The following is a 24,985-nucleotide window of genomic DNA, read 5'->3' as shown; positions in this document are numbered from 1 at the left end:
CAGAACTGGCAAAACCAAGAACTTGCCCGTCGCTTGGTTTTGAAGTGCGATCTGCTTGGTAAGAAAAATAATAATAACGACTTACCAAGCAGTATCCACGCCAAATTAATCTAAAAATTTATATTAAAGGCTATTTTTTACAAATCGATATTGCCCACTCCAAATTAATGCCTGAATCTCGCCTTTATCATTTCGCTCAATATCCACCGTTGCACCGTCGCGCACATCAATTAATGATTTCTCACTCGTCGCTATCAAACGGTTGGTGCGATCTCTTGATGGGTCATATGCCAGTATATATTGTCCATCAAAGGTCAGATCAAATAGATACTGGCTATCTTTATCATAAATATACTTGCCAACCATTTGCTTTAACTGCGCACTTGAAAAGGTATACTTTTCCACTTTTTTAGCGCTAGAAAAGTCCCAACCAAAATGCTCGCTGATGGCAAGTTGTAACTCCCTCATGACCGGCCTGGCTGCATCTCCATTGGTCATAATAATAAATGCATCGCCTTTATCAGCATACGCTTTAAATACATTGGTAAAGCCTTTGTTTTTACCGCCATGTTCAAACGCGAGCCCTTGCTGATAATTTTTCAATACTGGTCCAAGCCCCCAGTCGTTGTCATGGAAAACAAGCATGTCTTTAACCAACTTTGGTGTAATGGGGCCAACCGCTTTACCTGCTCGTGCACTTTGTATCGCTTTGACGTACAGCGCTATATCGCTCGGCGTCGTCCACAAACCCGCAGCTGCCTGCTCAGGGTAAACGTGCCAATCTCCTTCAACCTGATTACCGTTTACATCAAATGCTGCACTGGCTTTAGACCATAGGTGATTAGGCAGCGGCTGTGCAAACGTGCTGTTTGTCATTCCCAGCGGTTTCAAGATCTGCTCAGATGTATAATCAGAAAATGACTGTCCTGTTACATTTTCAACAAGCAAATCTAATACTGTATACCCGCCACCGGAATACCTAAATCCTTCACCGGGTTGTTTATCGACTATCACTTTACCTGTGTTGCCCTGTCCATTTAACACCCCAATATCGGAGGGCACTTTACTGCCGCGTTGATATCCCGGAAAGCCATGCTGAGTTAATCCAGCGCTGTGTGTTAAAAGCTGACGCACTGTCACTTTGGCTGATTTGGTGAATTCATTGCTTGGCACTTGCCAGCCTTTTAAATACTGATTTACATCCGCATCTAATTTAATTTTTCCTTCATGAACCAATTTTAAAACAGCCAGAGCCGCAACCGGTTTACTGATAGAACCAGCTTGAAATAAAGTTTCAGTTGTCACTTTGCGATTAGTCTGTTTATCCGCTAAGCCAAAGCCTTCCGCCCAAACAACTTGGCCATTTTTAACCACAGCAACACTTAACCCAGGTAAGTTGTGCTTACGCATTTGTTTTTTTATGGTGCTTGAAACGTATTGCTCACCTTTTACTTGAACCAGTGGAAGTAGTTCTAGTTCAATATTTGTGCTTCTCTGTTCGCTTGCAAAGCCCATATTTGGCGCAATAAAGATACCTGCGATTAGTGTAGCGATAACGGTTTTTTTCATTCTTATAATCCTTGTTTAATGATGTTCTATACAATAGTAAATTACAACAATTTCATATAGATACTGAATGTGACTCTGATAAATTTAACGAGGAAAATCGCTGTGCCACTCACTAGATAATACGAATAGTGCTACCACCGTGACAACCCTATTTTTTTAAAAGAAGGTAACAACATGTATCACGTTAACGCATACCAAATTCATCAATAAATATTCTTCTTTAATTCAAAAACATGGCGAAAAGCCAATCCTTTTGGCGTAAAAAAACACTCAAAATTAATGAAAAAATATTGTTAAATTAAATGAGCATGCTATAAAAGGGTTAGAGTTTATTGAGGCAATCACAATGAAAATGCGTGTTCTGTTTTTACTTGTAACTTTAGTTTTATCCGCATGTGGCGGCGGTGGTTCCGAGTCAAGTACTCCCACAGCATCTCCACAGCTACCCACCAGTGATGAAAGCACCAACGACGCCAACACAGCAAGCAGCAGCCCTCCTTCATCACCGAGCACTGAACCAAATAGTGAAACTGCTGACCAAAACACCGATAATGACATAGCCGATACACAGAATATAAGCACATCACCTGTTGTGGACATTCGCTTACCAGGCGATGTTGTCAGAAAAGGCAGTGTTATCACCATAGACAGTGTCATTGAAGGGTCTACAGAAGGCTTGTCGTTCGCTTGGGCTCAAATTAGCGGCCCGACCGTTCCCCTTACAGGCGCAGACTCTGCAAGTCTAACCGTAACATTACCAAGTGCGAGTTCTATCAATAATGAAAGCTATACCTTTTCACTGACAGTCACTGATAGTACGGGCATGAGTACATATACAGAAACCAGCATTGAGTCTGTCAATGCAATGACTGAACAACAAGCATCGGCATTAATGCAGCAAGCGACACTTGGCGCAACTTATGCGGAAATCCAGTCTGCTTCGGGCATGAGTGAAAGCGAATGGCTTGACCAGCAAATTGCGTTAGCGCCTACCCTGCATACGCCTTTACTAGAAAACTACCCAGACAGAGATAACCCAAGCCACATAAACAGAATAGACGCTTGGTGGAAAGCGAGTTTAAATGCACCTGATCAACTCAGGCAAAGAGTAGCATTTGCGCTCAGTGAAATTTTTGTGATTTCGGATGCCAATACAGCTTTACGAGGCGAGCCAGAAGGCATGGTCGCTTACTATGACATGCTGTTAAAACATGCATTTGGTAATTTTCGAAGCCTACTAGAGTCAGTCACTTTATCTCCTGCTATGGGCGTGTATTTAAGTCACTTAGGGAATGAAAAAGCCAATGCCGAGCTTAACATTCGTCCTGATGAAAACTATGCGCGAGAAGTCATGCAGCTATTCACAATTGGTTTGAATGAACTCAATTTGGATGGCTCTGTAAAATTAGATGCCAATGGCAACACCATACCAACTTATTCACAAGCGGAAATAGCCGGCTTTGCCAAAGTCTTCACTGGCTGGACATTTGCTTACTCGGCAAGGTGGGACAGACCCAGCCGAAACTATACCCTGCCCATGCACGCTTTTACCGACTATCACTCAATGGAAGAAAAGTCATTGCTAGGCGGTGAAATTATCCCAAAAAACATCGGTCCCCATGAGTCCATGCAACTTGCGCTAGATAACTTATTTGCACACAACAATGTCGCCCCCTTTATCAGTAAGCAACTAATCCAAAGACTTGTAAAATCTAATCCAACGCAAGCATATATTGCTCGAGTGGCGACTATATTTAACGATAATGGTGAAGGTGTAAAAGGCGACCTAGGTGCCGTCATCAAAGCAATTTTACTGGATGAAGAAGCCAGAAAATACTCGTCTGTACAGCTACATAGCGGCAAAATTAAAGAGCCGATCCTCGTAAAACTGCACTTATGGCGGGTGTTAAATGCACGCTCGGAGCTAAATCGTTATTATACTTGGAACTTAAACACAGCATATGGTCAAGGGCCGTTACTATCCCCCTCTGTATTTAACTTTTTTAGGCCTGACCATACGCCAAATGAGCTTCAAACCTTAGGACTCGTTGCACCTGAGCTGCAAATTGCCACCGACTCCAATATGATCTCCACTATCAACGGGCACTATGGTGACTTGGTGTGGCGGATGGCTGAGCGAAAAACAACACTCAACCCCAATACAATCTACATGTACGCCCAAGCAGACATTGAGATGCTGACAAACAATGGATTACCCCCTCTACTGGACTACTACGACCTAGTTTACTTTGCAGGCTCCATGTCGGATGCCACACGTACAGCACTCGTAGATCTAGATAGCTATTTTGTGAACAGAGATGCGTCGCTTCGAGTCGCCCAGCTACTGTACATGATTTCATTGTCACCTGACTTTAATTACCAAAACTAGGAGCGCCTGCCATGTCGTATTTTAATCATCAGTCTAGACGCGCTTTTTTATCTATGTGCCTCAAGGGCGGGGCCTCTGTTGCCGCGCTCACTAGTTTGCAGTTACAAGCTATCAGTAGCTCTATGAACAACGCCGAGCTTACTGATTACAAAGCGCTTGTTTGTATTTTTCTGCACGGTGGGAGTGACTCACTCAATATGCTAGTCCCCTTAAGCGGTGATCAAAGGCTACATTATGAGCAAAGCAGGCAAAATCTAGCTATTGCCGATCCGCTGAATTTAAATACACTGACACAATTTGAGGGCGGCGTTGGCCTGCACCCAAGCATGGGCGCCATATCCTCCATTTTTGATGCCGGTCAGCTCGGCTTTGTTGGCGGTGTTGGCACACTTATCAGACCAACAACACTTGCTGATTATCAAAACAAAGCCGTGCCTTTACCCAATCACTTGTTTTCACATAACGACCAACAAGCCACATGGATGAATGGACGTGAGAAGGTGTCTTTAAATACGGGTTGGGGCGCGCGAATGCTGGAACGGTTAAACCAGCACAACAGCTTTACTAGTAACATCTCCCTTGCTGGAGCAAACCCATGGCAAGCAGGTATCGACACCACCCCCTATGCACTCAATAAAAGCGGCATAATGAAAATAAACTCGCTGACAGGTTACCAGCCACAAGTCGACCATGTTAAAAGCATCATGGATAGATTGCTAAGCACCCAAACAAACTCACTGCAAGACGCATATGCCAGCAGACTTTCTAGCTCCATTAGTAATGTGCAGCATATGAACACCTTATTAGAGCAAGCGCCCGTATTAACCACACAATTTAGCGATAACAGTTTATCGGAGCAATTAGCTGCCGTCGCTAAGTCTCTGAGTATCAGCGGTCAAACAGGTAACCAGCGGCAAATATTTTTTGTCTCATTAGGTGGCTTTGATACCCATGATGAACAAGTCACGCGGCAACCAGCCCTGCTAGGAACACTTGCAACAGCACTGGCTGAGTTTAATAACGCACTTACAGAACTATCTCTGCAAAATAGCGTAACAACCTTTACTATGTCTGATTTTGGCCGCACATTGACTTCAAATGGAGATGGCACAGATCACGGCTGGGCCAGTAATCAACTGATTATGGGCGGTGCAGTAAATGGCCAAGACTTGCATGGCGCCATGCTTTCACAGCAGGTCGGCAGTAATATAGATGTCGGTGGCGGCAGACTTATCCCTCAATTTTCCAATGAACAGTATTTTTCACCCATAGCGAAATGGTTTGGATTAAATGACTCAGAGATTAATGATATTTTTCCAAACTTAAGTAATTTTGATGCGTTTTCTATGAAATTATTTAGATAAAACAATAATAGAAAAAATAATAAAGGAGGCCTACTTTAGCCTCCTTAAACACCAAATAAACAAAAAATTAATTAATTAGTTTAATTCGCATAGTAACCGGTATAATACAATACTTCTACGCGGCCACTGGACAAGGGGTAATTCCATTCTCGACCACCAGCACCATACCAACAGTGACCATTTACTAGTTTACCTGTTCTAAATATATTATGGCCGTCTCTGACGCCACAAACATAAGTTGGATAACTGCCTTCTTGTGATCCTTTCACTAGGTATTTACCAGGACGTTTTATATTGCCATCAATATCTATACGTAAAGTCTCAACTTGCCATTCATAGTTATTAGGATCCATTGTAAGCACTTGGAAGTTACTACTGTGGGCATATTCTCTGCCATACCAAGGTACATAACATACCCCTTTAACAGCTCGCCCTAGGACATTGCCGGAATCACGACAGATATAAACTGTTTCGCTATTATATTCACCATTCTCCGTATTGTAACTCACCGCCCATGGAGGCATTTGTTTTGCTCCAATATAATCAGACCAAACGCAATCTTCCTTTCCATTGTCTCTTTTATTTTCACCACACTCTGCGAATTCAATACTAGAACTGAAAGCATGCATAGATAACAACGCTGAGCTACTAAGCAATAGTGTAATTAATGTTGATTTTATCATTTTATACTCCTTTTTTATTTTGGTAGTTTGCCCTTTATCTTGGGCAAATCCATATTTAAAAAAGGAACATACATACACAATTAAAAGAAGGTAAAATAAGCATAAAAACAAAGTCAAAAAGCGTAAAAACCAAGTTTAACCACATGACTATTAAAGTAATATATTTATATATTATAAAAAATATAAACTATATTTTTGCGGCCTGCTCAATGACGATAGCGTGACGTTTTGCCAAACGCTCATGATCTTTGTCATATCCACCACCGATCACAGTGGCTACTGGCACACCTTTTTGATTACATGCATTGAGTACAATACGGTCGCGTTTCTCAAGCCCTTGCCAGCTAATGTCTAATTTACCTAACGTATCCTCTTGCCAAACATCAACGCCTGCATCATATAACACCAGATCAGGGTTTAGCTGATCCAGTAAATCATGGATTGTTGCTTCTACAACTCGCAGGTATTCGTGATCGCTGACATTAGGGTCTAACCCAATGTCTAAATCACTCTGTTGCTTTCTAAAGGGAAAGTTCTTTTCACAATGTATTGAGCAGGTAAATACAAAAGGGTTGTGTGTGAGCATGGCGGCAGTGCCATCTCCTTGATGCACGTCGCAATCAAAGATAAGTACATTATGAACCCGTTTTTCTTTGATCAACCGCTCTGCTGTATAAGCCAAATCATTCACCATGCAATACCCAGAACCGAAATCGTAATGAGCATGGTGCGTGCCACCCGCCAAATGACACGCCACGCCGTTTTCAAGTGCAAGCGATGCAGTAAGATAAGTGCCCAGCGGTGCTGTAAATGTTCTCGCCATCAGCTCTTTAGACCAAGGGATCCCAATTCGTCTCATTGCTTTTGGGCAAAGCTCATTATGGTATAAGTCTCGAACATACTGCTCACAATGTACTAGCTCTAAGTCCGAATAGTGACCAACAGGACCCTGATGCAAGTTTTGACCAATGAGCCCTTGTTGCTCTAGATAATTTTTTAATCTTGCAAATTTACTCACCACAAAACGGTGTTTGGGATCAAAACTGAATGAATAATTAGGGTGGTAAACTAAAGGTAAGTTCGGGTTATACATGAGGAAATTCTTATGTTACTAATTAAAACACACCGACAGGCATGCTGCATAATACGATAAAAAATGCTGTAAGCGTTATATTAAATGCTCAGTACTAAAAATATTTTGATAGTCTCGTAAAGACCATCTTGCAGTTAAAGTGGGCTATAGCAAGTTGAAGCATTCGCTTTATTACTTTTTCTGTTTTGGGATTACATATGGTGGAAATAAACTCGATGGGGGCTTAAGTTCCAAAGCATCATCAAACTTGTCGTATTCTCGTAGCTGCCAGCCATCATTACTCTTCGATAAATAGTGTACAGTGCCATCATCACTGTAATAAAACCATAATCTGTCTTGCTTATCCCACACCCAATATAGCGAGAATGCGCTTCTCATCGCTGTATTTTCATTTTTGTATACTGTCTGCCCCAAGGCATTTTCCACCTCAATATGCCAATAATTAAACGATGCAGATACCCGGGCGATAAACTGTTCAGAGCTAGAAGTATTCAAAGAGCGCCTATTCTCTTCCATGTTGAGAGCCGATGAAAAAATACTATAAGCAAGTAATAATAAGGCTGGCATCATCAAGGCCAAAACTTTAAAACGCTCTATTTTAAACACTTTATAAACTAACAAGACACTCATATGATAGACGCAATTCGACAATGACAAAACGCAAAATATCACCAGTAAGATAAAGGATAAGCCACCATTAGCACTAAAAATTTGATGCCAAAAAGTAGCTACAAATACGATGATAATGTTAATACTAAAAATCAAATATGGGGCAGCTTTAACTTTTCTCATGGCTTACCTCAAAGTCCTTGGCAAATTAGTTTTAGTCAAACAAAGTTATCACAGAATAACTACACCGCTAAAGATTTCTGCCTCCTAGCTCATACAATACCATCACACACATACCCGCGATCACCAACGCCGCAGCCTTGTTAAGCCAACGCACATACTTATCATTCAAAATATAATGAGACACTTGCTTACCAAATACGGCCCACAACAATAAAGAAACAAAACACACCAAGGAGTAAATGAGTACAAACACAAACAATTTGCTCGTTTGGCTAGGCTCAATGAACAAACTATTGCCCGCGATAGCAGCCAACCACGCTTTTGGATTCAGCCACATCAACATAAAGCCTGCCCACCACCCTGAGCGCATCGCTGTCGTTTGGCCTACTCTCGGTTCAGATTTAAACAGTTGCAAGGAAAGATACATCATAAAACCACAGCCGATCACTGTAGAACTATATACTAACCACTTATGTTGCTGCACCACCCAACCAAGCCCCAGCCCTGTTGCTAAAAGCAACAGACTAAACCCAATTGTTGCACCTAAAATAAACGGTAATGTGGCTTGGATACCACGATTCATCCCACCTGAAAAAATAATCAAATTCACCGGGCCCGGTGTAATAGACATAGAAAATGCATATAAGCCCATTGCCAATATCATCAACATTGCTCACTCCATCGCTGTATAAAATTTGAGTGTATACCCCTGTTTTAAATTTGATTAGGTGGTATAAATTAACATCACTGTTCTAAAAACTTACTCAATATGATTGACGAACTCAAAAGCATCGCCATTTTTTCAACGGTTGTAGAGCAAGGATCTTTTCGCGGTGCAGCGCGCGCACTGAACTTGTCGCCCTCAGTGATCAGCTATCACATTACTTTGCTCGAAACAAAGCTAGATACCGCCTTGCTGTACCGCTCAACCAGAAAACTCTCGTTAACAGAGCAAGGGCAGCAGTTATTCAAAATGAGCACAAACATGTTAAAAACAGTCGAGCAAGGCCTAACTGATATCAATGCCCAGCAAGAGGCGTTATCTGGCAGGATCACCGTCAGTTTGCCGACTGTACTTATACGCTCCCACTATACCCGCGTTTTAGCAGAGTTTTGCCAGCAACATCCAAGGTTAGAGGTCAACTTTCACTTTAGCGATGTGTATGAGAACTTGATAGAGAAAGGGATCGATATTGCAGTTCGCCTTGGCGACCTACCAAATAGTGAATTAAAAAGTAAAAAACTAGGCAATATAAAGCGAAAGCTCACCTGCTCACCCTTATTTTTAAAAAATAACCCACTCCCTAAAACCCCTAAAGATCTTGAAAACGTACCATGGATAAGGCTTGTCAGCTTACCCAATAAGCGAACAATCACACACCCAGAGCTTGGCAAACAGGACATTCATTTTGACTATCAAGTCACAGTCAATTCGGTTGAGGGCATGACACAATTATGTATGGAAGGGCTGGGTATTGCGACACCTGCGGACTTTCTTGTTGAACAAGCCCTTAGAGAAAATAAGTTGATTGAGTTACTGCCCAATTGGCAAGTAACCCCTATTCCGGCCTATGCTATCTGGCCTAATAACGTAACAAAAAAGAGCGCAACCATGGCCATGGTTGCGCATCTTGCTAAGGCTATAACTTAGAAGAATCCAAGCGGACTTTCGCTATAGCTGACTAGAAGGTTCTTAGTTTGCTGGTAATGATCCAGCGCTTTTTTATGTGTTTCACGGCCGATGCCCGAGCGCTTGTAGCCGCCAAAAGCGGCATGGGCCGGATACATGTGATAGCAATTAGTCCATACCCTACCCGCTTCTATTTTTCTACCAAAGTGATAAGCACGGTTCATATTACGGGTCCACACCCCCGCTCCTAGGCCAAATTCACTGCTATTAGCCATTGCGAGTACTTCCGCTTCATCTTTGAAAGTACACAAGGAGATCACAGGGCCAAATATCTCTTCTTGAAATACTCGCATAGAATTGTGACCTTTTAACAACGTCGGCTGAATATAATAGCCTTCATGATATTCCGTACTGAGTTTTTCTGGTTCACCACCAAGGAGTACCTCGGCACCTTCTTGCTTGCCAATTTCGATGTAGCTTAAAATTTTATCAAATTGTGCTTGGGAAGCCTGTGCGCCTACCATGGTGTCTGTGTCCAAAGGATTGCCACGTTTTATCTGCTGCGTGCGCGCTATCACTTTTGCAATGAATTCATCGTAGATATCTTCTTGCACAAACAATCGAGACGGGCATGTACATACTTCACCTTGATTGAAGTAAGCCAGTACAGCCCCTTCGACACATTTACTCAAAAATTCATCATCTTTTTCCATTACATCACTGAAGTAAATATTGGGAGACTTGCCGCCAAGCTCTACTGTTGATGGAATGATATTATCCGCCGCACATTTCAAAATATGTGACCCCACTGGCGTTGAGCCGGTAAACGCGATTTTGGCAATGCGGTCGCTGGTCGCCAGTGCCTCTCCGGCTTCTTTACCAAAGCCATTTACCACGTTAACAACCCCTGCAGGGAGCAGATCTTCTATCAGTTCCATCAATAATAAAATCGAGATAGGTGTCTGCTCAGCGGGTTTTAATACCACGCAATTGCCCGCAGCAAGCGCTGGCGCAAGTTTCCAAGCTGCCATTAGCAATGGAAAATTCCAAGGAATAATTTGTCCAACAACCCCTAACGGTTCGTGGAAATGATACGCCACCGTATGCTCATCAATTTCACCAATGCTGCCTTCTTGCGCACGGATACACCCTGCAAAATAACGAAAGTGGTCGGCAGCTAAGGGTACATCAGCAGCTAAAGTTTCACGCACAGCTTTACCGTTGTCCCACGTTTCGGCCACGGCGAGGTATTCAAGATTGGCTTCTATACGATCGGCAATTTTAAGCAAAGTATTGCTGCGCTCTGTCACTGACGTTGTGCCCCAAGACTCTTTGGCACTGTGAGCTGCATCCAAAGCTAATTCAATGTCTTTTTGCCCAGATCTTGCTACCTGACAAAAAACAGCACCATTGACTGGGCTGATATTATCAAAATACTGCCCCTCGACAGGTTGGGTCCATTTTCCGCCAATATAGTTATCATAAACGGGTTTAAAATTAACGATTGCATCTGATGTATTTGGATTTGCATAAATCATAAATGCCTCTTCAACTTAGTTGTTATGTGACTACGGTACTCTCTCAATGAGGAGGCCGCTTGTTGTTATTCTGTTGACATTAATTTAAAGGCGGATTAAAAACTTAACTCTGCGTATAAAATGTTTGCGCTTGAGTCCAAACAAGGAATAAAAATGCTAGAACAACTTCATAAAAAAAGGCAAAAAGTCAATTCACTGGTTGAGAATCGCGTTCATTTTGCAGGCGATGACGTCGAGCTCAGTATTTATGATACCTATGAAAATGCAGAGCATATTCGATTGTTTTCTAACAATGTGCTGTTTTGCGGCATGCTCTCGGGAAAAAAAGTCATGCATGTCGAAAGCTGTGACTATCATCATGTATTTTTACCCAATGAAAGCTTTGTATTGGCGCCTGAACAAGCAGTGCATATCGACTTTCCCACCGCCTGCATAAATCAACCGACAACCTGCTTGGCCATTGATATTAGCAAAGACAAAATAGCCTCAGTCGCAGAGCAATTAAACCAACTTGAGAAGTGCTCTGAATCACAGTTTAATTACTTGCCAGAGCTTGTTCATAACGAGCACAACTCGCAGACACAGCAACTGCTTATGCGCTTAATGCATTTATTTTGCGAAAATACGCCACAAAGAGACTTTTATATCGACCTTGCGTTAAACGAGTTAGTTGCTCGTTTACTGCAACAGCAAAGTCGCGACCTCTTGTTTAAACAAGTTGCGAAGTATGAGTTAACAACGGGGATCCATGCGGCGGTTGAATATATGCAAAGAAATCTGGATGAACAACTCGACGTCGATGAATTATGCAAAATAGCCTGCATGAGCCGCAGTAAATTTTTTGACCAGTTCAAAAAGCGCATTGGTACGACCCCGCAAAATTGGTTGAATGGCCAACGAATGATGTCAGCACGCAAGCGCTTGGAGCGCGGTGAAAGCGTGACAAGCATTGCTTTCACCTTAGGGTTTAATCACCCAAGTCAATTAAGTCGAGGGTTTAAGAAGACCTTTAAGCAGACACCAAAACAATATCAAACTCAATTTCTTCAAACGAAAACAGATTAACCCTCATAAGGGTATTGCTTGTGATATTGACCTTTGAGTGTCATGCCTAAGTATTCAAATGTTTTTTGCAGCATCTCAGTAAAAGGCTGCGGCGCAGCTTCGTGAATAGACGTGGATAATATTGAAAACTGTTTGCTTCTAAGCTCACGTAACTCAGGTTTGAGCAGATCATCATCCATAAATTCTGTGATCCTATCAATAAATGCCTTCATTCTCGGTGTTACCGCGTACCAGTAGACAGGCGAGGCAAAAATCACATGGTCAAACTGTAAAATGCGCCTAAATACACTGCGAAAATCATCATCTTTATTTTTGTGATCATAACTATAATCGTTAATCACATAGTCATCCAAAAATAGTGTTTGCGCATCAAACTCCGTAGCTAACTCTCCAACCGCATTGCCTGTATTGCCCATTTTTTTAGCGCTAGAATAAACAATGATTGTGTTCAAAATGATTCTCCTTTTGTAAATTTGTTGATAGGCTAAAACCTCAACCTAACCTTAGGTAAAGCGTTATTTTAAAAAAGGGGCAAAAATGACAACACCAACAACCCGAGACGAGCCGCGCTTAAGTGTAGGGCAAGTAGCAAAACGCGCAGATGTGGCAGTCTCAGCGCTACATTTTTATGAGACCAAAGGCTTAATTCGAAGCTGGCGCAACGCAGGTAACCAAAGAAGATATAAAAAAGATGTACTGCGGCGTATTGCGGTCATTAAAGCTGCGCAAAAAATGGGCATTTCACTGCTAGAAATCCAAGAAACCTTGTCTAAACTGCCAGAAAGCCGCACACCAACCAAGGAAGATTGGGCCAGTATGTCACGATTTTGGCAAGCCAAACTTGATGAAAAAATAGCGTATATGACACGCGTTCGCGACATGGTGGACGGATGCATAGGCTGTGGCTGCTTATCTATGAAGTCTTGTCCTATATATAACCCAGATGACATTGTGGCGAAAGAGTGTAACGGTGCTGTGATCTTAGATCAGCCAGAACGAGCGCGCGCTGCGAAAAATTGATATGATAAGGAAAATTAAAATAGGAACAAGCGAATGAAAAAAACAGCGCTCACAATGGCTGTTGCAGCGGCTCTGGCTCTAGTTGGCTGCACAACAACAAGTACTCCTTCACAGTCTACAACTCCGGTTGTTGCACAAGCATTACAAAATCAAGCATTTACTGATTTTTCAGCACAGCTTATCGAAGACATGTGGCGCCAGTACCCAGAACATTCTTTATATGTCGGGTATGGCAAGTATGATCATATTATGACCATCCCTAATGCAGAAGCACGCGCAAGCAGTGTTGCTTTCTCAAAAGCGAAATTAAGTGAACTGCGTGGCTTTGATCTAAATAGTTTGAGTGACAATCAAAAATCAGACTATTTCTTAATTGAAAATAGCCTTGAAAAAAGAATTTGGGAAGTTGAAAAGTTTAAAGATTGGCAATGGAACCCGTCTAATTACAACATCTCCTATGGATTCGCGACCATTTTAAATAGCCGCTTTAAATCAGACTCAGAAAAATACAAAACAGTATTAGAGCGCTTGAAGTATGTTCCAGATTTTTATCAAGCGGCAAAAAACAACATAGATACGCCTACGCTTGAGTACACTCAACTCGCTATCGCGCAAAACCAAGGCGCATTTGCAGTATTAAAAGATGACCTATTAGATAAAGTCGATGCGTCGAACGCACTTACTGCTGATGAAAAAGCGCTGTTTAAGACCCGTTTTGTCAACGCCAAAACTGCGATTAATGGTTACATCGACTTTCTGACTCAATTAGAAAAAGAGTTAACTGCCAATGGTAACGCACGCAGCTTCAGAATTGGTGAAGAGCTGTATGAGGAGAAGTTTGCTTTTGATATTCAATCTGGTTACACAGCTAAAACCATGTACGAAAAAGCACTTGCTGACAAAGCACGCGTGACACAAGAGATGGTAAAGCTGACCGACCAGCTGTGGCCAAAATACTTCCCAAATAAAGCACGCCCTTCTGATGATGCGCAAGCCATTGCTGAGCTTATTAAGCATTTATCTGTAAAGCATGTGCCAAAAGAGCAGTTTGTTGATGAGATTAAGCGTCAAATCCCGCTACTTGAAAAGTTTGTTATGGAAAAAGACTTAATCTCACTTGACCCTGAAAAGCCGTTAGTTGTGCGTGAAACACCTGAGTTTATGCGTGGTTTCGCGATGGCTTCTATTTCAGCACCAGGTCCATACGACGCAAAAGAAAACACCTATTACAATGTAGAGCCGCTTGAGCTGAGAACAGAAGAACAAGCAAGCTCTATTTTACGCGAGTATAACCACTGGATCTTGCAAATCCTCAACATCCACGAAGCAGTACCAGGCCACTATACTCAGCTTGTTTATGCCAATAAGTCACCATCACTCATTAAAACTATTTTAAGAAATGGTGCCATGATTGAAGGCTGGGCTGTGTATACGGAACGCATGATGCTTGAAGAAGGCTATGGTAATCATGAGCCTGAGATGTGGTTAATGTACTACAAATGGAACTTGCGCGTTATTTGTAACACCATTTTGGACTATGCGATTCAGGTTAAAGGGATCAGCCGTGATGAAGGTCTGGACCTACTGATGAATGGCGCTTTCCAAGAACGTGCTGAAGCGGAAGGTAAGTGGCGCAGAGCGACTCTGAGTCAAGTTCAGTTAACGAGCTACTACAGTGGCTATCGTGAAATTTACGATTTACGTGAAAAACAAAAAGAAAAGCTTGGTAAAGACTTTGACTTAAAAGCGTTCCATGAAGAGTTTTTAAGCTATGGCAGCGCACCGGTTAAGTACATTAGCCAACTAATGCAGTAACCGTCACGCATAAAAAAGCCCCAATACGGGGCTTTAGTTAAGTGAATAAGTCTTAACTTGATCTGCCAGATTAGAATAATAAAATTCAATCAAATCTTACCGTCTCATATGTGCCAAAATCGGACAGTAGTGCATTTGCAATACTCGCATCAGCAAAAGCTTTCTTTATTCAAGAATTTTCATTGCTTCAATGAGTGCACTGTCTTTTTCAGCCTTTAAATCGGCTGCGTTTAAATATTCAAAGCTCTTCTCTACTGGGTAACCTCGATATTCATAACTTTCGCCTTTATGGTCAAAATAACGTTCATTGGATAACGTAAATGACCAGCCATTTGGCAGCTGCTTAGGAAGTGAATCACTAAAACCGCCATTAGATGGCTCTCCAATGATACTAACTTGTTCTCTGGCAGCAAGACCCAGTAAGAATGATTCAGCAGCACTCATGGTTATGCCACTGGTAAGCACGACAATAGGCCCTAGGTAACGGTCAAATGTAGCGGGATGAACAATAATATTTTCGGGTTTGCTAAAACCATTTTCTGTTCGGTACGATTTACTGCCAACCAGCAATGGTTTATCAATAAAATAGGATAACAATCGTTGTGAAACAATGTCATATCCTCCACTATTCCAGCGTAAATCAATTACTAGCCCTTTAGACTTCGTGAGCATAGGCATAATATGCTGTATCGCTTTGTCTACTTCTTTTATATCCGCTTGAATAGTCTCTTCAGCGGTATAGTCACTCATATCATCAATACTTAAGTAGTTGATTTCATGGGGAAGTGAAGCCCATAATAAGCTGCGGTTTAATTTCTGTGGCGGGTGTTTTTTGTCAAAATAGCTTGAAATGATACTGTTGCGTTTTTTACTAAGAGCTTGAAAAAAATCACGAAAGGATGAAAACTCAGTCTGTTGTGAAAACCCTTCTTCAATCATCCTACTTCTGAACTTTTCCCATTTAATGTTGTTCATAGCAAAGAAGCTGTCATCATCTGATTCTACATATGCATGAGCGTCACCTAATTCATCTATAAGTTCTGTAATGACCTCAGCCAATGCCGATTCGCTCATACTATCTGACACTCTATCTCGCCAAGTTTTATAGTTGGTATGCCAGTTCCAATTAAGCTCTTCGTTAAAAGCAAAGTGTTCTGCAAAGGTAAACCACAAAATATCAAACACTTCTGGGGCTGAGAACTTTATATTTTGAGTATCTGTATTAAGCAGTAGGCTTTGCTTACATGATGTAGGTAAACGGCTCAACTTTTTTAGTTTTACAGGGTGTACTGTAAACCAATCTAATTCAGCAGCGTCACCCTCTACAGTCAAGTTACGACTAGGATATTCACCTGTTTCGACTTTATTTAGTATGCAATGGTGTTTTGTAATATCGTAAAAACGTATATCTTCGCCGATGACTTCTAATATGTATCCATAACCTTGAGTTTGCCAGACTGAATGATTGGGTGCTGCACTCTTGGCTTTACTCGTTAAAAGCTCAACATCTGAATAGAAAGCAGAAACATTTGCAGATAATAAAAATAAACCTATCAGCAAGAAAATTGAAGTTATTGTTTTGTCCATAAAGCTATGGTATTTCCCTAAATAGTATTTTTTTGGAAATCAAACAATAAATTAAAATAGCATAAATACAAAGCCTCATTTGGGAGTTATTGAATGTGAGGCTTTTATTTAGAAAATTTGGATGTTTAGAACAAGTAATTGAATGGTAATGCCAAGGTCTGTTTTTCTCTCATAGCTGCCTGTCAGATATAAGCGACTACAGTTAAAGCATAAAAATAAAGCCACTTAAGTGGCTTTATTTATTCTTATTCTGCTTCTAATCCTTCAAGATTAAAACCAATCTGAGTATTAACCACACCATTTAAGCGCGCTACTTGCGCTTCAAAAGTATGCAAAGCGACGTTTGCATCCGCTTGGAAAATAGCGCGATTACCACGAACATAAATCAGGTTTAGCTGATTTGCTTGTGCAAACTCTTGTGCATCGATTAAAGACTCAAGCTCAACAACCAGCTCACCTGTTAATACGATCGCCTCATCAGTTTTGATATCGACAAGTGCTGCACCTGTCACCAATTCTTTATCACTCTTTGCAGCAACAAGTACGTAGTCTTTGCCGTTGACGTTCACAGTCACACCAGAATCGCTGGTGACTGGCGTCGCTTCATGAACTGTTTGGGCGCTCGCTTGTACTGCGTATAAACTGCCTACAATAGCAAGTAAAGGGATTAATTTAGATTTCATTTTACGACTCCTTATTTACGTCCAAAAAAGCGAATATCCCAAGATTTAAGAACACCGTTTTCTGTATTGTTTCGGTGCACCATATTCACGTTCGGCTCACCAGACGTACGCGGATCAAAAATGTATGCTTCATCTTCAGAAGCGGTATCAATAACACGTAAAGTCCATTCACCCTTCGCTTGCTCTCCATAGAAATGGTGAGTAAGCATCTGAGTATTTTGCATGCCACTGTTACCCAAAATAGTACCCGTTCTTGGAGTCATCACGACACTGCGAGTACCAGAAGGAGAAATCAGTTCAATCGCTAAGTCACGTGTACTTGTGTGGTCAATATTTACTCGAATTTGAACCGCATCCACAGTTAGCTCTTGGTCGTTATTAAATGTGCTTTGTGCACCACTTAAGTGACCATCCGGAATTTCTGCATCAGCTGTTACTAACACTCGATCAGTCTTAACAAACTCACCTAAGTTTTTGTCGTAGAAACGCGCTAGGTTAACAGCAGCATCGACATCAACAGCGCCAAACCCAAAGAAGTTATGGAACTGATAACCCGCCGCATTTGTTTGCCACTTATCAATTGCTTGGTAGCTCACCTGCTTGCCTTCCGAGTCTTTGAATGACAATGCAACACCTGGGTGATCTGCATCGATACGACGTGAAGTTGTCGCAAGGATATTTCTTACATCCAACCATGAAAGCGCAGGATTTGCAGACATAATCACAGCAATTGCACCAGCAACGTTTGGCGCCGCCGCCGAAGTACCATTCGATCTTGCGCTGTAATCACAGTTTGGATCAAGCGGATGACCGCCGTGTAAGTCATTGCGAAGCCAAAGCGGGTTATAACCTGCCTCACAACCAGATACATCTGTTGTAATGATCGCTGGTGAAGACGTACCATACTGGCCACCAGGCGCAGAAACAAACACACTAGAACCGACTGTCGAATATGATGAAAGCTCACCATCTGCATTGTATGCTGAAGCAACTAAGTTCCAGAAATTTGTATCTGCACGTTCAAGGTTTACGTTTTGAAGTGGTAAACCATGGTTGGCATTATCAAACCATAGGTAACCACGTCCAAGCTCACTGTCTGTAAACGTTTGTCTTTCGTAACCATTACCCGCTGATTTAACAAAAATTGCACCGCGGCCACCGTGTGTTGTGCGGGTGACTTCTTCTTGTGCTTCATCAAACGTTTGTAACCAAGGAGACTCTTCATAATCGTAGCTTCTTGGTGCAGACAATGTACGGCCATAACTTTGGTTAAATACACGAGGATAGTCAAAAGATTGCTTCGCAAAGCCATCAGAGTACATACCATGAGACTGAAGCCAATTTGCTATTGTTTGGTTGCCCGAAACAATATAGTTGAAACCAACTAGACCTGCTCTTGGTGCAACACCACGACCACCAATGCCATTAAAAGCACTTGATGCAACGATACCGGCTACAGCAGTACCGTGTCTATCAGTAGGGCTACCTGGTGCTAAGTCAGGGCTATTAGTTGTGAAGTTCCAAGAACCAGGACGTGCATTATCAATTAAGTCTGGGTGCTTAATTTCTACACCACCATCAATAACGGCAACAGTTACACCTGTACCCATGATACCCATCGCGTGTGACAAAGAAACATTCATATCTTCGCCAGCTTTACCGCCTCTATCAGAGAAAGCAGCTTGGCCTGTATTTTTAAGGTGCCATTGCTGATCAACTAGCGGGTCGCCAGGCATCAGCGGATATTCGATATTTGCCATTGCGTTGGCAGACAATGATGCTGCAACAACCAATGCGAGTTTTGTTATTTTTATATTCATAAATCGCTACTTACTTTTTGTTTTAATTTGTACCCAAAAAATCCGTACTCAATATAAACACAAAAAACAATTAAAAATAACACCTAAAGCACAAAAAAATTACTAAAATGACACTTTTATGAATTTAAAAAACATAAAAATACCGCATACTATTCAGTTATATGCATTTATATAGCGTGTTATAACCCACCAAAAATGTTAACTTAATTTACAAGTCGGTTCTTCATTAAAATCTTCTAAATATCTGAATTTAAATCACGTCTTTACTAGCAGTATGTCAACAAGGAACGCCCATGAAACACCTATCAAACCTAATAGGCTGTCTTGCTATCTCAGCTTCAGCCATTGCTAATGCATCAATATTTCCAGATCCGCAAGCCCTACTTGCGCATTATCTACAAGGAAAACCGACCAATGGCAACCCTTCCTTGGAAGCGTCTATGGGATACTTCAAGCACCATGACGCAGCGCTCAGAGAAATGCTTAATAGCGGATCTGCAGACATCACAAGCATTGTCACTGGTGCAAGTTATTGCTTTGCAGCGGTTGCAAGTAAACCGCCGGTAAGCCTATTACCAAAATTGTACAGCCAAGATGGCCAATGTAACGAAGTAAATACCGCCTTGGCACACAGAAGCTGGTATTACACGGATGCACAATGCACTACGGCCATAGAATATAAAAATGAGTCAGACACCGAGTTTTGCTTAAGAGAATTTGACTACAAGGCACAGCGCTACGGTAACAGTGAAGATTTAAACTTTGTCCAAGATGCTTGGATGCCAGGCTACACAGCGACCTTACCTATCACCACAAAGCCACAAGATTTTGCTGAGATCCCGCTTGTGCAACGTACCACATATAAAACCACCTTTAACGAGCGCGGTACGTGTCATTTAGAAATGCGTGTTTACAAAAATGCCAATAATCATAGTGCCACACCCATTATGATGATCCACGGTGGTGGCTGGTTAGAAAGACTTGGCACAGCGCGCACTGCAGAAGCACAATTAGCACAGTTCACAGATGCAGGATTTGTGGTCTATATGCCATATTATCGCTTAGTTGAAGACCGAGAAGCCGGCCCTGCCTGTAACCAAGTTAATATTGAGGACAGTAAACAAGATATTCGTGACGCATTTTTGTGGGTGCAAGCAAATAATGCAAACTACACCACCAGCAACAAATCAGTGCGAATTACGGGACAATCTGCAGGTGGCCATATGGCCGTTTGGTTATCTCAGCAATTTCCTAATAAAGTCGATAAAATCGCTCCCATGTTCCCTGTTGCCGATTTTGCTCATCAATTAAAAGAAGTACAAGACGGTACTTATGTACATGGTTACATTGAACGCATGATCGCCATTTTATCAGGCAAGGCCCACTGGCAAGATTTAACAGGTAATGAGCCAGTGGTGGTAAACAATAGCTTGCTACAAGCCATTGAACAGGCGCCGACTCAAGCACCAGAGATGTTTATCAGCCACGGTATGGCTGACACCATAGTATCGCCAAGTCAGTCATTGAGACTATGTAATGCACTAACAGGCAATATAGCTTCAGGCCCAGCACAAGCAAATACGCTGGTGTTTAATGAGCAATATGCTCAAGTTCAATGCCGCAACGGCAGCGAGCTGCACTTACTAGAAAAAGCCGAGCATCATTTTGATGGGTGTGGTTTAGGGCTATGTGACGTCGGTGGACCAGATGGTTTAGTGGCAACGCAAGCCTTGATGACCAATATGATTGAATGGTTAAAGTAACCCAAGCCATTAAAGTACTCTCGCTGAGCCACAACAGTTAATTTGTGGCAAACTATGATACCAACCAAAGCAAGGCACAGCCTTGCTTTTTTAGTTTTCAAGCTAGGTATTTATCCTGTGAAAGTCATACTTGCAAACCAAGCGAGCCACCCGCCAAACAAACTAAGACTTGAAAGCGCAAATGCCATTGTTCGCCTCTTTATATTGGTTGAACGAATATGCTCATAGCAGTGCCAATAACGCGCAGCAACAAATATAAACGCAAGAAGATACCAACCTGTGCCTGCCACAGATTCAATATGTAACAGCGCTAATAGACAGATGAACAAAACAGGCTGCTGATACTGGTTATCATAGCTATTGCCATATAGCCGAGTGCGTTCAGCCATCTGATCTTTAAGCACAAAATTGACCGCTTGCAGTGATAATTCACCGCGCCGGACTGCCTTTATGCGTAAGCAGGCCGTTGCAAGCCATAACCATAAAAATAACAGTACCAAAGCGATGATGGGGAACTGGATCCACATACAAATTTCCTTACTCAATGAATGTGCCACCACTTTACAGTAGCGCTCTCCCTCTCTAAAGTGTCACTAATGACAAGATAAGGGGTGAAAGCGACATGAAAGTTGCAATGTTATGTCAACAAGGTGTGATGGCAAGCGCGTTAACAGGGATCATTGATGTTTTAAATGTTGCTAATCAGGTGATGCAGACCCAATTTTATCAATGGCAAATTGTCTCTTTAAATGACCAAAGCGTTGTCAGTAGCCAAGGCTTGTCGTTTAAGGTTGACTGTCAACTCAAGGACTTACAATACTTTGATGTGTTGATCATCATTGGTAGTCAATACCAAGGCGACAAACGCCTTTGGCAGGAGTGCCAAAAGCTAAATAGTTATGCCCCGCTGCTAAGTGAAAAATTAAAGCCCCTTACCTCACCCACACTGATTGCTGGTTGCTGTGGCGTTGCCTATGCAGCAGCGCTAGGTCTATTAGACAAACAGCGGATCACCGCAAGCTGGTGGTTAGAAGCTTTTTTCAACCGTCATTTTCCACATTTAGAACTAGACACCTCACCCATTTATCTTTGCGACCAAAAGCTATATACCGCTGGCGCCGCTCATAGCTACATGTACGTTATGCTGGCGCTTATAAAACAGCAAGTCGGCGCAGATACAGCTAAAAAAGTCATGAGTTGGCTTGCTATACCTGAACCACAACTTCGCCAAACTGCCTTTATGATGAGTAGCGCCCTAGATGCGCATCAAGACAGTGCTGTGCAATTAGTACAATGCCATGTAAAAAAACAGCTCAGTGCGCAATTCAACCTCAAGGCACTCGCTGAGTTAGCATGTGTGTCTGAGCGTACGCTCATTCGACGCTTTAAGTCCTCGGTCGGCATGACACCATTTGACTATATTCGCTTACTTAGGTTGGAGAAAACCAAAGAGCTACTTGTCTATTCAAATAAACACTTTGGGGATATTGCCCAGAGCGTGGGCTACCAAGACCCGCAAGCACTGGCAAAACAGTTTAAACGGCATTTTGGCAAATCCGTCGCTGCTTTTCGTGAGCAACTTGTGCATATCTAAAAAAAATATATGTTTTTTATCAAGCAACTGGCCATAGTCTTATTTTACAACTAGATTTTAATTAACATTAAATTCACAAAAGAATAAGCCGTGGCTAAAACTGACCGTCTCTACTCTCTTGATATTCTGAGAGGCTTTATTATTGTGCTCATGGCGCTGGATCATACTCGGCGCTACTGGGCAGAAACCCCCTTTTCACCCACAGATCTTGATCAGACGACACTGGCATGGTTTTTAACCCGCTGGGTAACCCACTTTTGCGCCCCTTTGTTTATATTTTTAACTGGCATAGGCGCTTACTTATATGCAGACAAAGTGCGCTCAACTGCAAAAGTACGTAACTATCTGATCAGCCGAGGGCTTTGGTTGATTTTTTTAGAGCTTACCGTGATCAACTTTAGTTGGCAGTTTGGTTATGACGTGGTGTTTTTACAAGTGATCTGGGCCATTGGCTGGTCAATGATTATTTTGGCTGCACTGATTTACTTGCCTCTGACATGGATCTGCATTATGTCAATTGTGGTGATCGGTGCACATAATACCTTGCCAGATCAAGCCATCTTAAACTGGTTTGGACAAGACTTCGCGTGGCTATGGCATATTTTACATAGCCCGACGACATTGACCTTTTCGACGCAAGTTGACGTACTTGCCCTTTACCCCTTGATCCCCTGGTTTGCCGTCATGTCTTTAGGGTACTGCTGCGGATATTTGTTTCAGCTCAGTGCGCAATATAGATATAAGGTCTTTGCACTGTTTGGTACTTTCGCTGTGGTACTGTTTGTATTGCTCAAATTGGGCAACATTTATGGGGAGCCGAATTTATTTACACCTGAAGCGTCTTTCGCAGAGTCCGTCATGTCTTTACTGAATAACAGCAAATACCCACCGTCGCTCGTTTATCTGTTAATGACTTTAGGTCCGGGTTTACTGATTTTGGCCAGTTTAGAGTATTTACAAAATCGCGGCTTTAAACTGACCTTATTAGATGGGTTTAAGATTTTAGGCGGCGTTCCGCTATTTTATTACCTGCTACACATTCCAGCGATAAACCTCAGCGCGCAAGCTTATAGCTGGCTTGTCTATGGGCAAACAATACACTTTTTCAGCACGCCTGAGGAGTGGCCAAGTCGCTATGAACCCAGTTTAATACTTGCTTATATTGCATGGCTTGGGATCACCTTGGCTTTATACGTGCCTTGCAAACATTACTTGGCCATTAAGCGAACCCATCACAGTCCGCTGCTCAAATACCTATAGCCTAGTTCAGTGCCGACTTATTGGGTGCCTGCGCACATGTCGGCACCCACTTGATGGCAAAGCAAGTTATAACCCCGCAGGTAAACCAAATCATAGTAGCGACAAAAGAATACACCGTCACCATATCTACATAAACTAGGCTAAAGCCAATGCCAACTATCCCCCGTAAGGTGCATAACACGCCAATGGCCCACAGTGCTATATAAGTCAGTGGTAAACGCTTAATGAGCCCTGCGCCTGCAAGTGCATATGCACCACATAAAGCAAACAAAAACGAGATGCCTACCGTGGCAATTGGCGCAAATAAGGTACCATTTTTAGCAGACTCCACCACCTCTTTTGGCGCTAATTGCGCTCGATAGCAGGCCTCCCCAAGCCAGATACAAGACATATGCGCAACCACGGTCACAGCCGCCATCAGCGCAACAAAAATTAAACCCCATATCGCAAACTTCTGCTTTTTATCCATTCACTACTCCCAATAAAGCACGTTTAAATAAGACGTTAGGCTAAACCCAAATATGGCCTTGTAAGTACAGTACAGCTTCACCGGTAATGGTGACTCGCTCAGTACTAAAATCAACCTCACACACTAAATGTCCACCCCTTTTTGAGGCTTGATAGGCCTTGAGTACTTGCTTATCAAAACGCTTTGACCAAAACGGCGCAAGACCGGTATGAATTGAGCCGGTAACCGGATCTTCTTCGCCCCCATTCGCGGGCCAAAAATACCGAGAAACAAAATCATGTTCAGAACCCGGCGCACTCACCACCACATCCAAAGGCGCCAGTTGCTTTAATTGTGCCGCGTCATAAGCCACTTGATGCACATCGACTTCATTGTCATAAATTGCAAAATACGCTTGGCGATTTTTAAGTACTTGGCTTGGTGAGATTGATAAGCCCGTTAGCAGCGCACTTGGCACGTTTGATATAGGCTCAGGCATTTGCATCGGGAAGTTCATAACTAACTTCGACTCAGCCGTTTGCGTTACAGTTAAGCTACCTACTGTTTGCGTGGTAAATTCGACACGCTCAGAGACGCCAAGGTGATTAAACAAAACAAATGCGCTGGCAAGGGTTGCATGGCCACAAAACGCAATTTCAGTTAACGGAGAGAACCAACGGATCTGATAGCTATTTGGCGTATTTTTAACTAAGAAGGCGGTTTCTGAGAGGTTATTTTCAGCAGCAATACGCTGCATGAGTTCATCACTTATCCAAGCTTCTAATGGCACAACCGCGGCAGAATTACCTTTAAATTGCGTATTTGTGAATGCATCAACCACAAAGATGGGTAACTGCGTCATGATGGCTATC

The 24,985-nt window shown here is 42.3% G+C and carries 22 protein-coding genes; 9 read left to right on the top strand and 13 right to left on the bottom strand.

The window, feature by feature from the left end; genetic code table 11:
- Nucleotides 1–123 precede the first annotated feature (123 nt).
- On the bottom strand, nt 124–1,569 hold the full coding sequence (locus tag L1077_RS14010) for a serine hydrolase domain-containing protein (RefSeq protein ID WP_237137401.1): 1,446 nt from the start codon (nt 1,567–1,569) through the stop codon (nt 124–126).
- A 346-nt stretch (nt 1,570–1,915) separates the two neighbouring features.
- Between L1077_RS14010 and L1077_RS14005 the strand changes: the two genes are divergently transcribed.
- Both L1077_RS14005 and L1077_RS14000 read left to right on the top strand, forming a co-directional pair.
- Nucleotides 1,916–3,958 (top strand): DUF1800 domain-containing protein, encoded by a 2,043-nt coding sequence (locus tag L1077_RS14005; RefSeq protein WP_237137400.1) that lies wholly within the window; start codon nt 1,916–1,918, stop codon nt 3,956–3,958.
- Between the two features lie 11 nt (nt 3,959–3,969).
- The gene (locus L1077_RS14000) at nt 3,970–5,322 is read left to right on the top strand and encodes a DUF1501 domain-containing protein (protein ID WP_237137399.1); all 1,353 of its coding nucleotides are present in this window, start codon (nt 3,970–3,972) and stop codon (nt 5,320–5,322) included.
- Between the two features lie 80 nt (nt 5,323–5,402).
- Here the strand turns inward: L1077_RS14000 and L1077_RS13995 are convergent, their stop codons facing one another.
- The 4 genes from L1077_RS13995 to L1077_RS13980 all read right to left on the bottom strand — a co-directional run bounded on the left by L1077_RS13995 (nt 5,403) and on the right by L1077_RS13980 (nt 8,560).
- On the bottom strand, nt 5,403–6,005 hold the full coding sequence (locus tag L1077_RS13995) for a DM9 repeat-containing protein (protein WP_237137398.1): 603 nt from the start codon (nt 6,003–6,005) through the stop codon (nt 5,403–5,405).
- A gap of 187 nt (nt 6,006–6,192) precedes the next feature.
- Nucleotides 6,193–7,098: a histone deacetylase family protein gene (locus tag L1077_RS13990; RefSeq protein WP_237137397.1), complete on the bottom strand. Its 906-nt coding sequence runs from the start codon at nt 7,096–7,098 to the stop codon at nt 6,193–6,195.
- A 171-nt stretch (nt 7,099–7,269) separates the two neighbouring features.
- On the bottom strand, nt 7,270–7,890 hold the full coding sequence (locus L1077_RS13985; protein ID WP_237137396.1) for a hypothetical protein: 621 nt from the start codon (nt 7,888–7,890) through the stop codon (nt 7,270–7,272).
- A gap of 67 nt (nt 7,891–7,957) precedes the next feature.
- Nucleotides 7,958–8,560, bottom strand: coding sequence for a LysE family translocator (locus L1077_RS13980; RefSeq protein WP_237137395.1), 603 nt, complete (start codon nt 8,558–8,560; stop codon nt 7,958–7,960).
- A 99-nt stretch (nt 8,561–8,659) separates the two neighbouring features.
- Between L1077_RS13980 and L1077_RS13975 the strand changes: the two genes are divergently transcribed.
- The gene (locus L1077_RS13975; RefSeq protein WP_237137394.1) at nt 8,660–9,541 is read left to right on the top strand and encodes a LysR family transcriptional regulator; all 882 of its coding nucleotides are present in this window, start codon (nt 8,660–8,662) and stop codon (nt 9,539–9,541) included.
- Here the strand turns inward: L1077_RS13975 and exaC are convergent.
- Nucleotides 9,538–11,058 (bottom strand): acetaldehyde dehydrogenase ExaC, encoded by a 1,521-nt coding sequence (gene exaC, locus L1077_RS13970; RefSeq protein WP_237137393.1) that lies wholly within the window; start codon nt 11,056–11,058, stop codon nt 9,538–9,540. The genes L1077_RS13975 and exaC overlap by 4 nt on opposite strands.
- A gap of 153 nt (nt 11,059–11,211) precedes the next feature.
- Here exaC and L1077_RS13965 point away from each other — a divergent pair, with 153 nt between their 5' ends.
- Entirely contained in the window at nt 11,212–12,123 is a 912-nt protein-coding gene (locus tag L1077_RS13965) for a helix-turn-helix domain-containing protein (protein ID WP_237137392.1), read from the top strand.
- Here the strand turns inward: L1077_RS13965 and L1077_RS13960 are convergent.
- Nucleotides 12,120–12,575, bottom strand: coding sequence for a flavodoxin family protein (locus L1077_RS13960; protein WP_237137391.1), 456 nt, complete (start codon nt 12,573–12,575; stop codon nt 12,120–12,122). The two genes, L1077_RS13965 and L1077_RS13960, sit on opposite strands and share 4 nt — an antisense overlap.
- Before the next feature lie 85 nt (nt 12,576–12,660).
- On the opposite strand from L1077_RS13960, the gene soxR reads away from it, so the two are divergent.
- Both soxR and L1077_RS13950 read left to right on the top strand, forming a co-directional pair.
- Nucleotides 12,661–13,143, top strand: coding sequence for a redox-sensitive transcriptional activator SoxR (gene soxR / locus L1077_RS13955; RefSeq protein ID WP_237137390.1), 483 nt, complete (start codon nt 12,661–12,663; stop codon nt 13,141–13,143).
- A 33-nt stretch (nt 13,144–13,176) separates the two neighbouring features.
- Complete coding sequence (locus tag L1077_RS13950) at nt 13,177–14,958, top strand: DUF885 domain-containing protein (protein WP_237137389.1); 1,782 nt, start codon at nt 13,177–13,179, stop codon at nt 14,956–14,958.
- A 165-nt stretch (nt 14,959–15,123) separates the two neighbouring features.
- On the opposite strand, the gene L1077_RS13945 is transcribed toward L1077_RS13950, so the two are convergent.
- The 3 genes from L1077_RS13945 to L1077_RS13935 form a co-directional block, all read right to left on the bottom strand.
- Nucleotides 15,124–16,545 (bottom strand): S41 family peptidase, encoded by a 1,422-nt coding sequence (locus tag L1077_RS13945; protein WP_237137388.1) that lies wholly within the window; start codon nt 16,543–16,545, stop codon nt 15,124–15,126.
- Between the two features lie 245 nt (nt 16,546–16,790).
- Complete coding sequence (locus L1077_RS13940; RefSeq protein WP_237137387.1) at nt 16,791–17,228, bottom strand: hypothetical protein; 438 nt, start codon at nt 17,226–17,228, stop codon at nt 16,791–16,793.
- 11 nt (nt 17,229–17,239) lie between these two features.
- Nucleotides 17,240–19,048: a S8 family serine peptidase gene (locus tag L1077_RS13935; RefSeq protein WP_237137386.1), complete on the bottom strand. Its 1,809-nt coding sequence runs from the start codon at nt 19,046–19,048 to the stop codon at nt 17,240–17,242.
- Nucleotides 19,049–19,341: 293 nt separating this feature from the next.
- Between L1077_RS13935 and L1077_RS13930 the strand changes: the two genes are divergently transcribed.
- Nucleotides 19,342–20,811 (top strand): alpha/beta hydrolase, encoded by a 1,470-nt coding sequence (locus L1077_RS13930; RefSeq protein WP_237137385.1) that lies wholly within the window; start codon nt 19,342–19,344, stop codon nt 20,809–20,811.
- Between the two features lie 110 nt (nt 20,812–20,921).
- Here the strand turns inward: L1077_RS13930 and L1077_RS13925 are convergent, their stop codons facing one another.
- Nucleotides 20,922–21,338: an MAPEG family protein gene (locus L1077_RS13925; protein WP_063362716.1), complete on the bottom strand. Its 417-nt coding sequence runs from the start codon at nt 21,336–21,338 to the stop codon at nt 20,922–20,924.
- 95 nt (nt 21,339–21,433) lie between these two features.
- Here L1077_RS13925 and L1077_RS13920 point away from each other — a divergent pair, with 95 nt between their 5' ends.
- Together L1077_RS13920 and L1077_RS13915 are read left to right on the top strand one after the other, a co-directional pair.
- Complete coding sequence (locus L1077_RS13920; RefSeq protein ID WP_237137384.1) at nt 21,434–22,405, top strand: GlxA family transcriptional regulator; 972 nt, start codon at nt 21,434–21,436, stop codon at nt 22,403–22,405.
- A gap of 90 nt (nt 22,406–22,495) precedes the next feature.
- Nucleotides 22,496–23,665: a DUF1624 domain-containing protein gene (locus L1077_RS13915; protein WP_237137383.1), complete on the top strand. Its 1,170-nt coding sequence runs from the start codon at nt 22,496–22,498 to the stop codon at nt 23,663–23,665.
- Nucleotide 23,666: 1 nt separating this feature from the next.
- Here L1077_RS13915 and L1077_RS13910 read toward each other — a convergent pair whose 3' ends face one another.
- Both L1077_RS13910 and L1077_RS13905 read right to left on the bottom strand, forming a co-directional pair.
- Complete coding sequence (locus tag L1077_RS13910; protein ID WP_237137382.1) at nt 23,667–24,134, bottom strand: hypothetical protein; 468 nt, start codon at nt 24,132–24,134, stop codon at nt 23,667–23,669.
- A gap of 40 nt (nt 24,135–24,174) precedes the next feature.
- Nucleotides 24,175–24,975 (bottom strand): PhzF family phenazine biosynthesis protein, encoded by an 801-nt coding sequence (locus L1077_RS13905; protein WP_237137381.1) that lies wholly within the window; start codon nt 24,973–24,975, stop codon nt 24,175–24,177.
- Nucleotides 24,976–24,985: the final 10 nt, after the last annotated feature.

It is taken from the genome of Pseudoalteromonas luteoviolacea, from assembly GCF_021654285.1.
Lineage (GTDB): Bacteria > Pseudomonadota > Gammaproteobacteria > Enterobacterales > Alteromonadaceae > Pseudoalteromonas > Pseudoalteromonas luteoviolacea_J.
This window is presented reverse-complemented; position numbering and strand designations above follow the sequence as displayed.

Excerpts from the sequence above, each read along its gene's own strand:
- L1077_RS14010 (WP_237137401.1), bottom strand. The coding sequence starts at position 1,569 with ATGAAAAAAACCGTTATCGCTACACTAATCGCAGGTATCTTTATTGCG.
- L1077_RS14005 (WP_237137400.1), top strand. The coding sequence starts at position 1,916 with ATGAAAATGCGTGTTCTGTTTTTACTTGTAACTTTAGTTTTATCCGCA.
- L1077_RS14000 (WP_237137399.1), top strand. The coding sequence starts at position 3,970 with ATGTCGTATTTTAATCATCAGTCTAGACGCGCTTTTTTATCTATGTGC.
- L1077_RS13995 (WP_237137398.1), bottom strand. The coding sequence starts at position 6,005 with ATGATAAAATCAACATTAATTACACTATTGCTTAGTAGCTCAGCGTTG.
- L1077_RS13990 (WP_237137397.1), bottom strand. The coding sequence starts at position 7,098 with ATGTATAACCCGAACTTACCTTTAGTTTACCACCCTAATTATTCATTC.
- L1077_RS13985 (WP_237137396.1), bottom strand. The coding sequence starts at position 7,890 with ATGAGAAAAGTTAAAGCTGCCCCATATTTGATTTTTAGTATTAACATT.
- L1077_RS13980 (WP_237137395.1), bottom strand. The coding sequence starts at position 8,560 with ATGTTGATGATATTGGCAATGGGCTTATATGCATTTTCTATGTCTATT.
- L1077_RS13975 (WP_237137394.1), top strand. The coding sequence starts at position 8,660 with ATGATTGACGAACTCAAAAGCATCGCCATTTTTTCAACGGTTGTAGAG.
- exaC (WP_237137393.1), bottom strand. The coding sequence starts at position 11,058 with ATGATTTATGCAAATCCAAATACATCAGATGCAATCGTTAATTTTAAA.
- L1077_RS13965 (WP_237137392.1), top strand. The coding sequence starts at position 11,212 with ATGCTAGAACAACTTCATAAAAAAAGGCAAAAAGTCAATTCACTGGTT.
- soxR (WP_237137390.1), top strand. The coding sequence starts at position 12,661 with ATGACAACACCAACAACCCGAGACGAGCCGCGCTTAAGTGTAGGGCAA.
- L1077_RS13950 (WP_237137389.1), top strand. The coding sequence starts at position 13,177 with ATGAAAAAAACAGCGCTCACAATGGCTGTTGCAGCGGCTCTGGCTCTA.
- L1077_RS13945 (WP_237137388.1), bottom strand. The coding sequence starts at position 16,545 with ATGGACAAAACAATAACTTCAATTTTCTTGCTGATAGGTTTATTTTTA.
- L1077_RS13940 (WP_237137387.1), bottom strand. The coding sequence starts at position 17,228 with ATGAAATCTAAATTAATCCCTTTACTTGCTATTGTAGGCAGTTTATAC.
- L1077_RS13935 (WP_237137386.1), bottom strand. The coding sequence starts at position 19,048 with ATGAATATAAAAATAACAAAACTCGCATTGGTTGTTGCAGCATCATTG.
- L1077_RS13930 (WP_237137385.1), top strand. The coding sequence starts at position 19,342 with ATGAAACACCTATCAAACCTAATAGGCTGTCTTGCTATCTCAGCTTCA.
- L1077_RS13925 (WP_063362716.1), bottom strand. The coding sequence starts at position 21,338 with ATGTGGATCCAGTTCCCCATCATCGCTTTGGTACTGTTATTTTTATGG.
- L1077_RS13920 (WP_237137384.1), top strand. The coding sequence starts at position 21,434 with ATGAAAGTTGCAATGTTATGTCAACAAGGTGTGATGGCAAGCGCGTTA.
- L1077_RS13910 (WP_237137382.1), bottom strand. The coding sequence starts at position 24,134 with ATGGATAAAAAGCAGAAGTTTGCGATATGGGGTTTAATTTTTGTTGCG.
- L1077_RS13905 (WP_237137381.1), bottom strand. The coding sequence starts at position 24,975 with ATGACGCAGTTACCCATCTTTGTGGTTGATGCATTCACAAATACGCAA.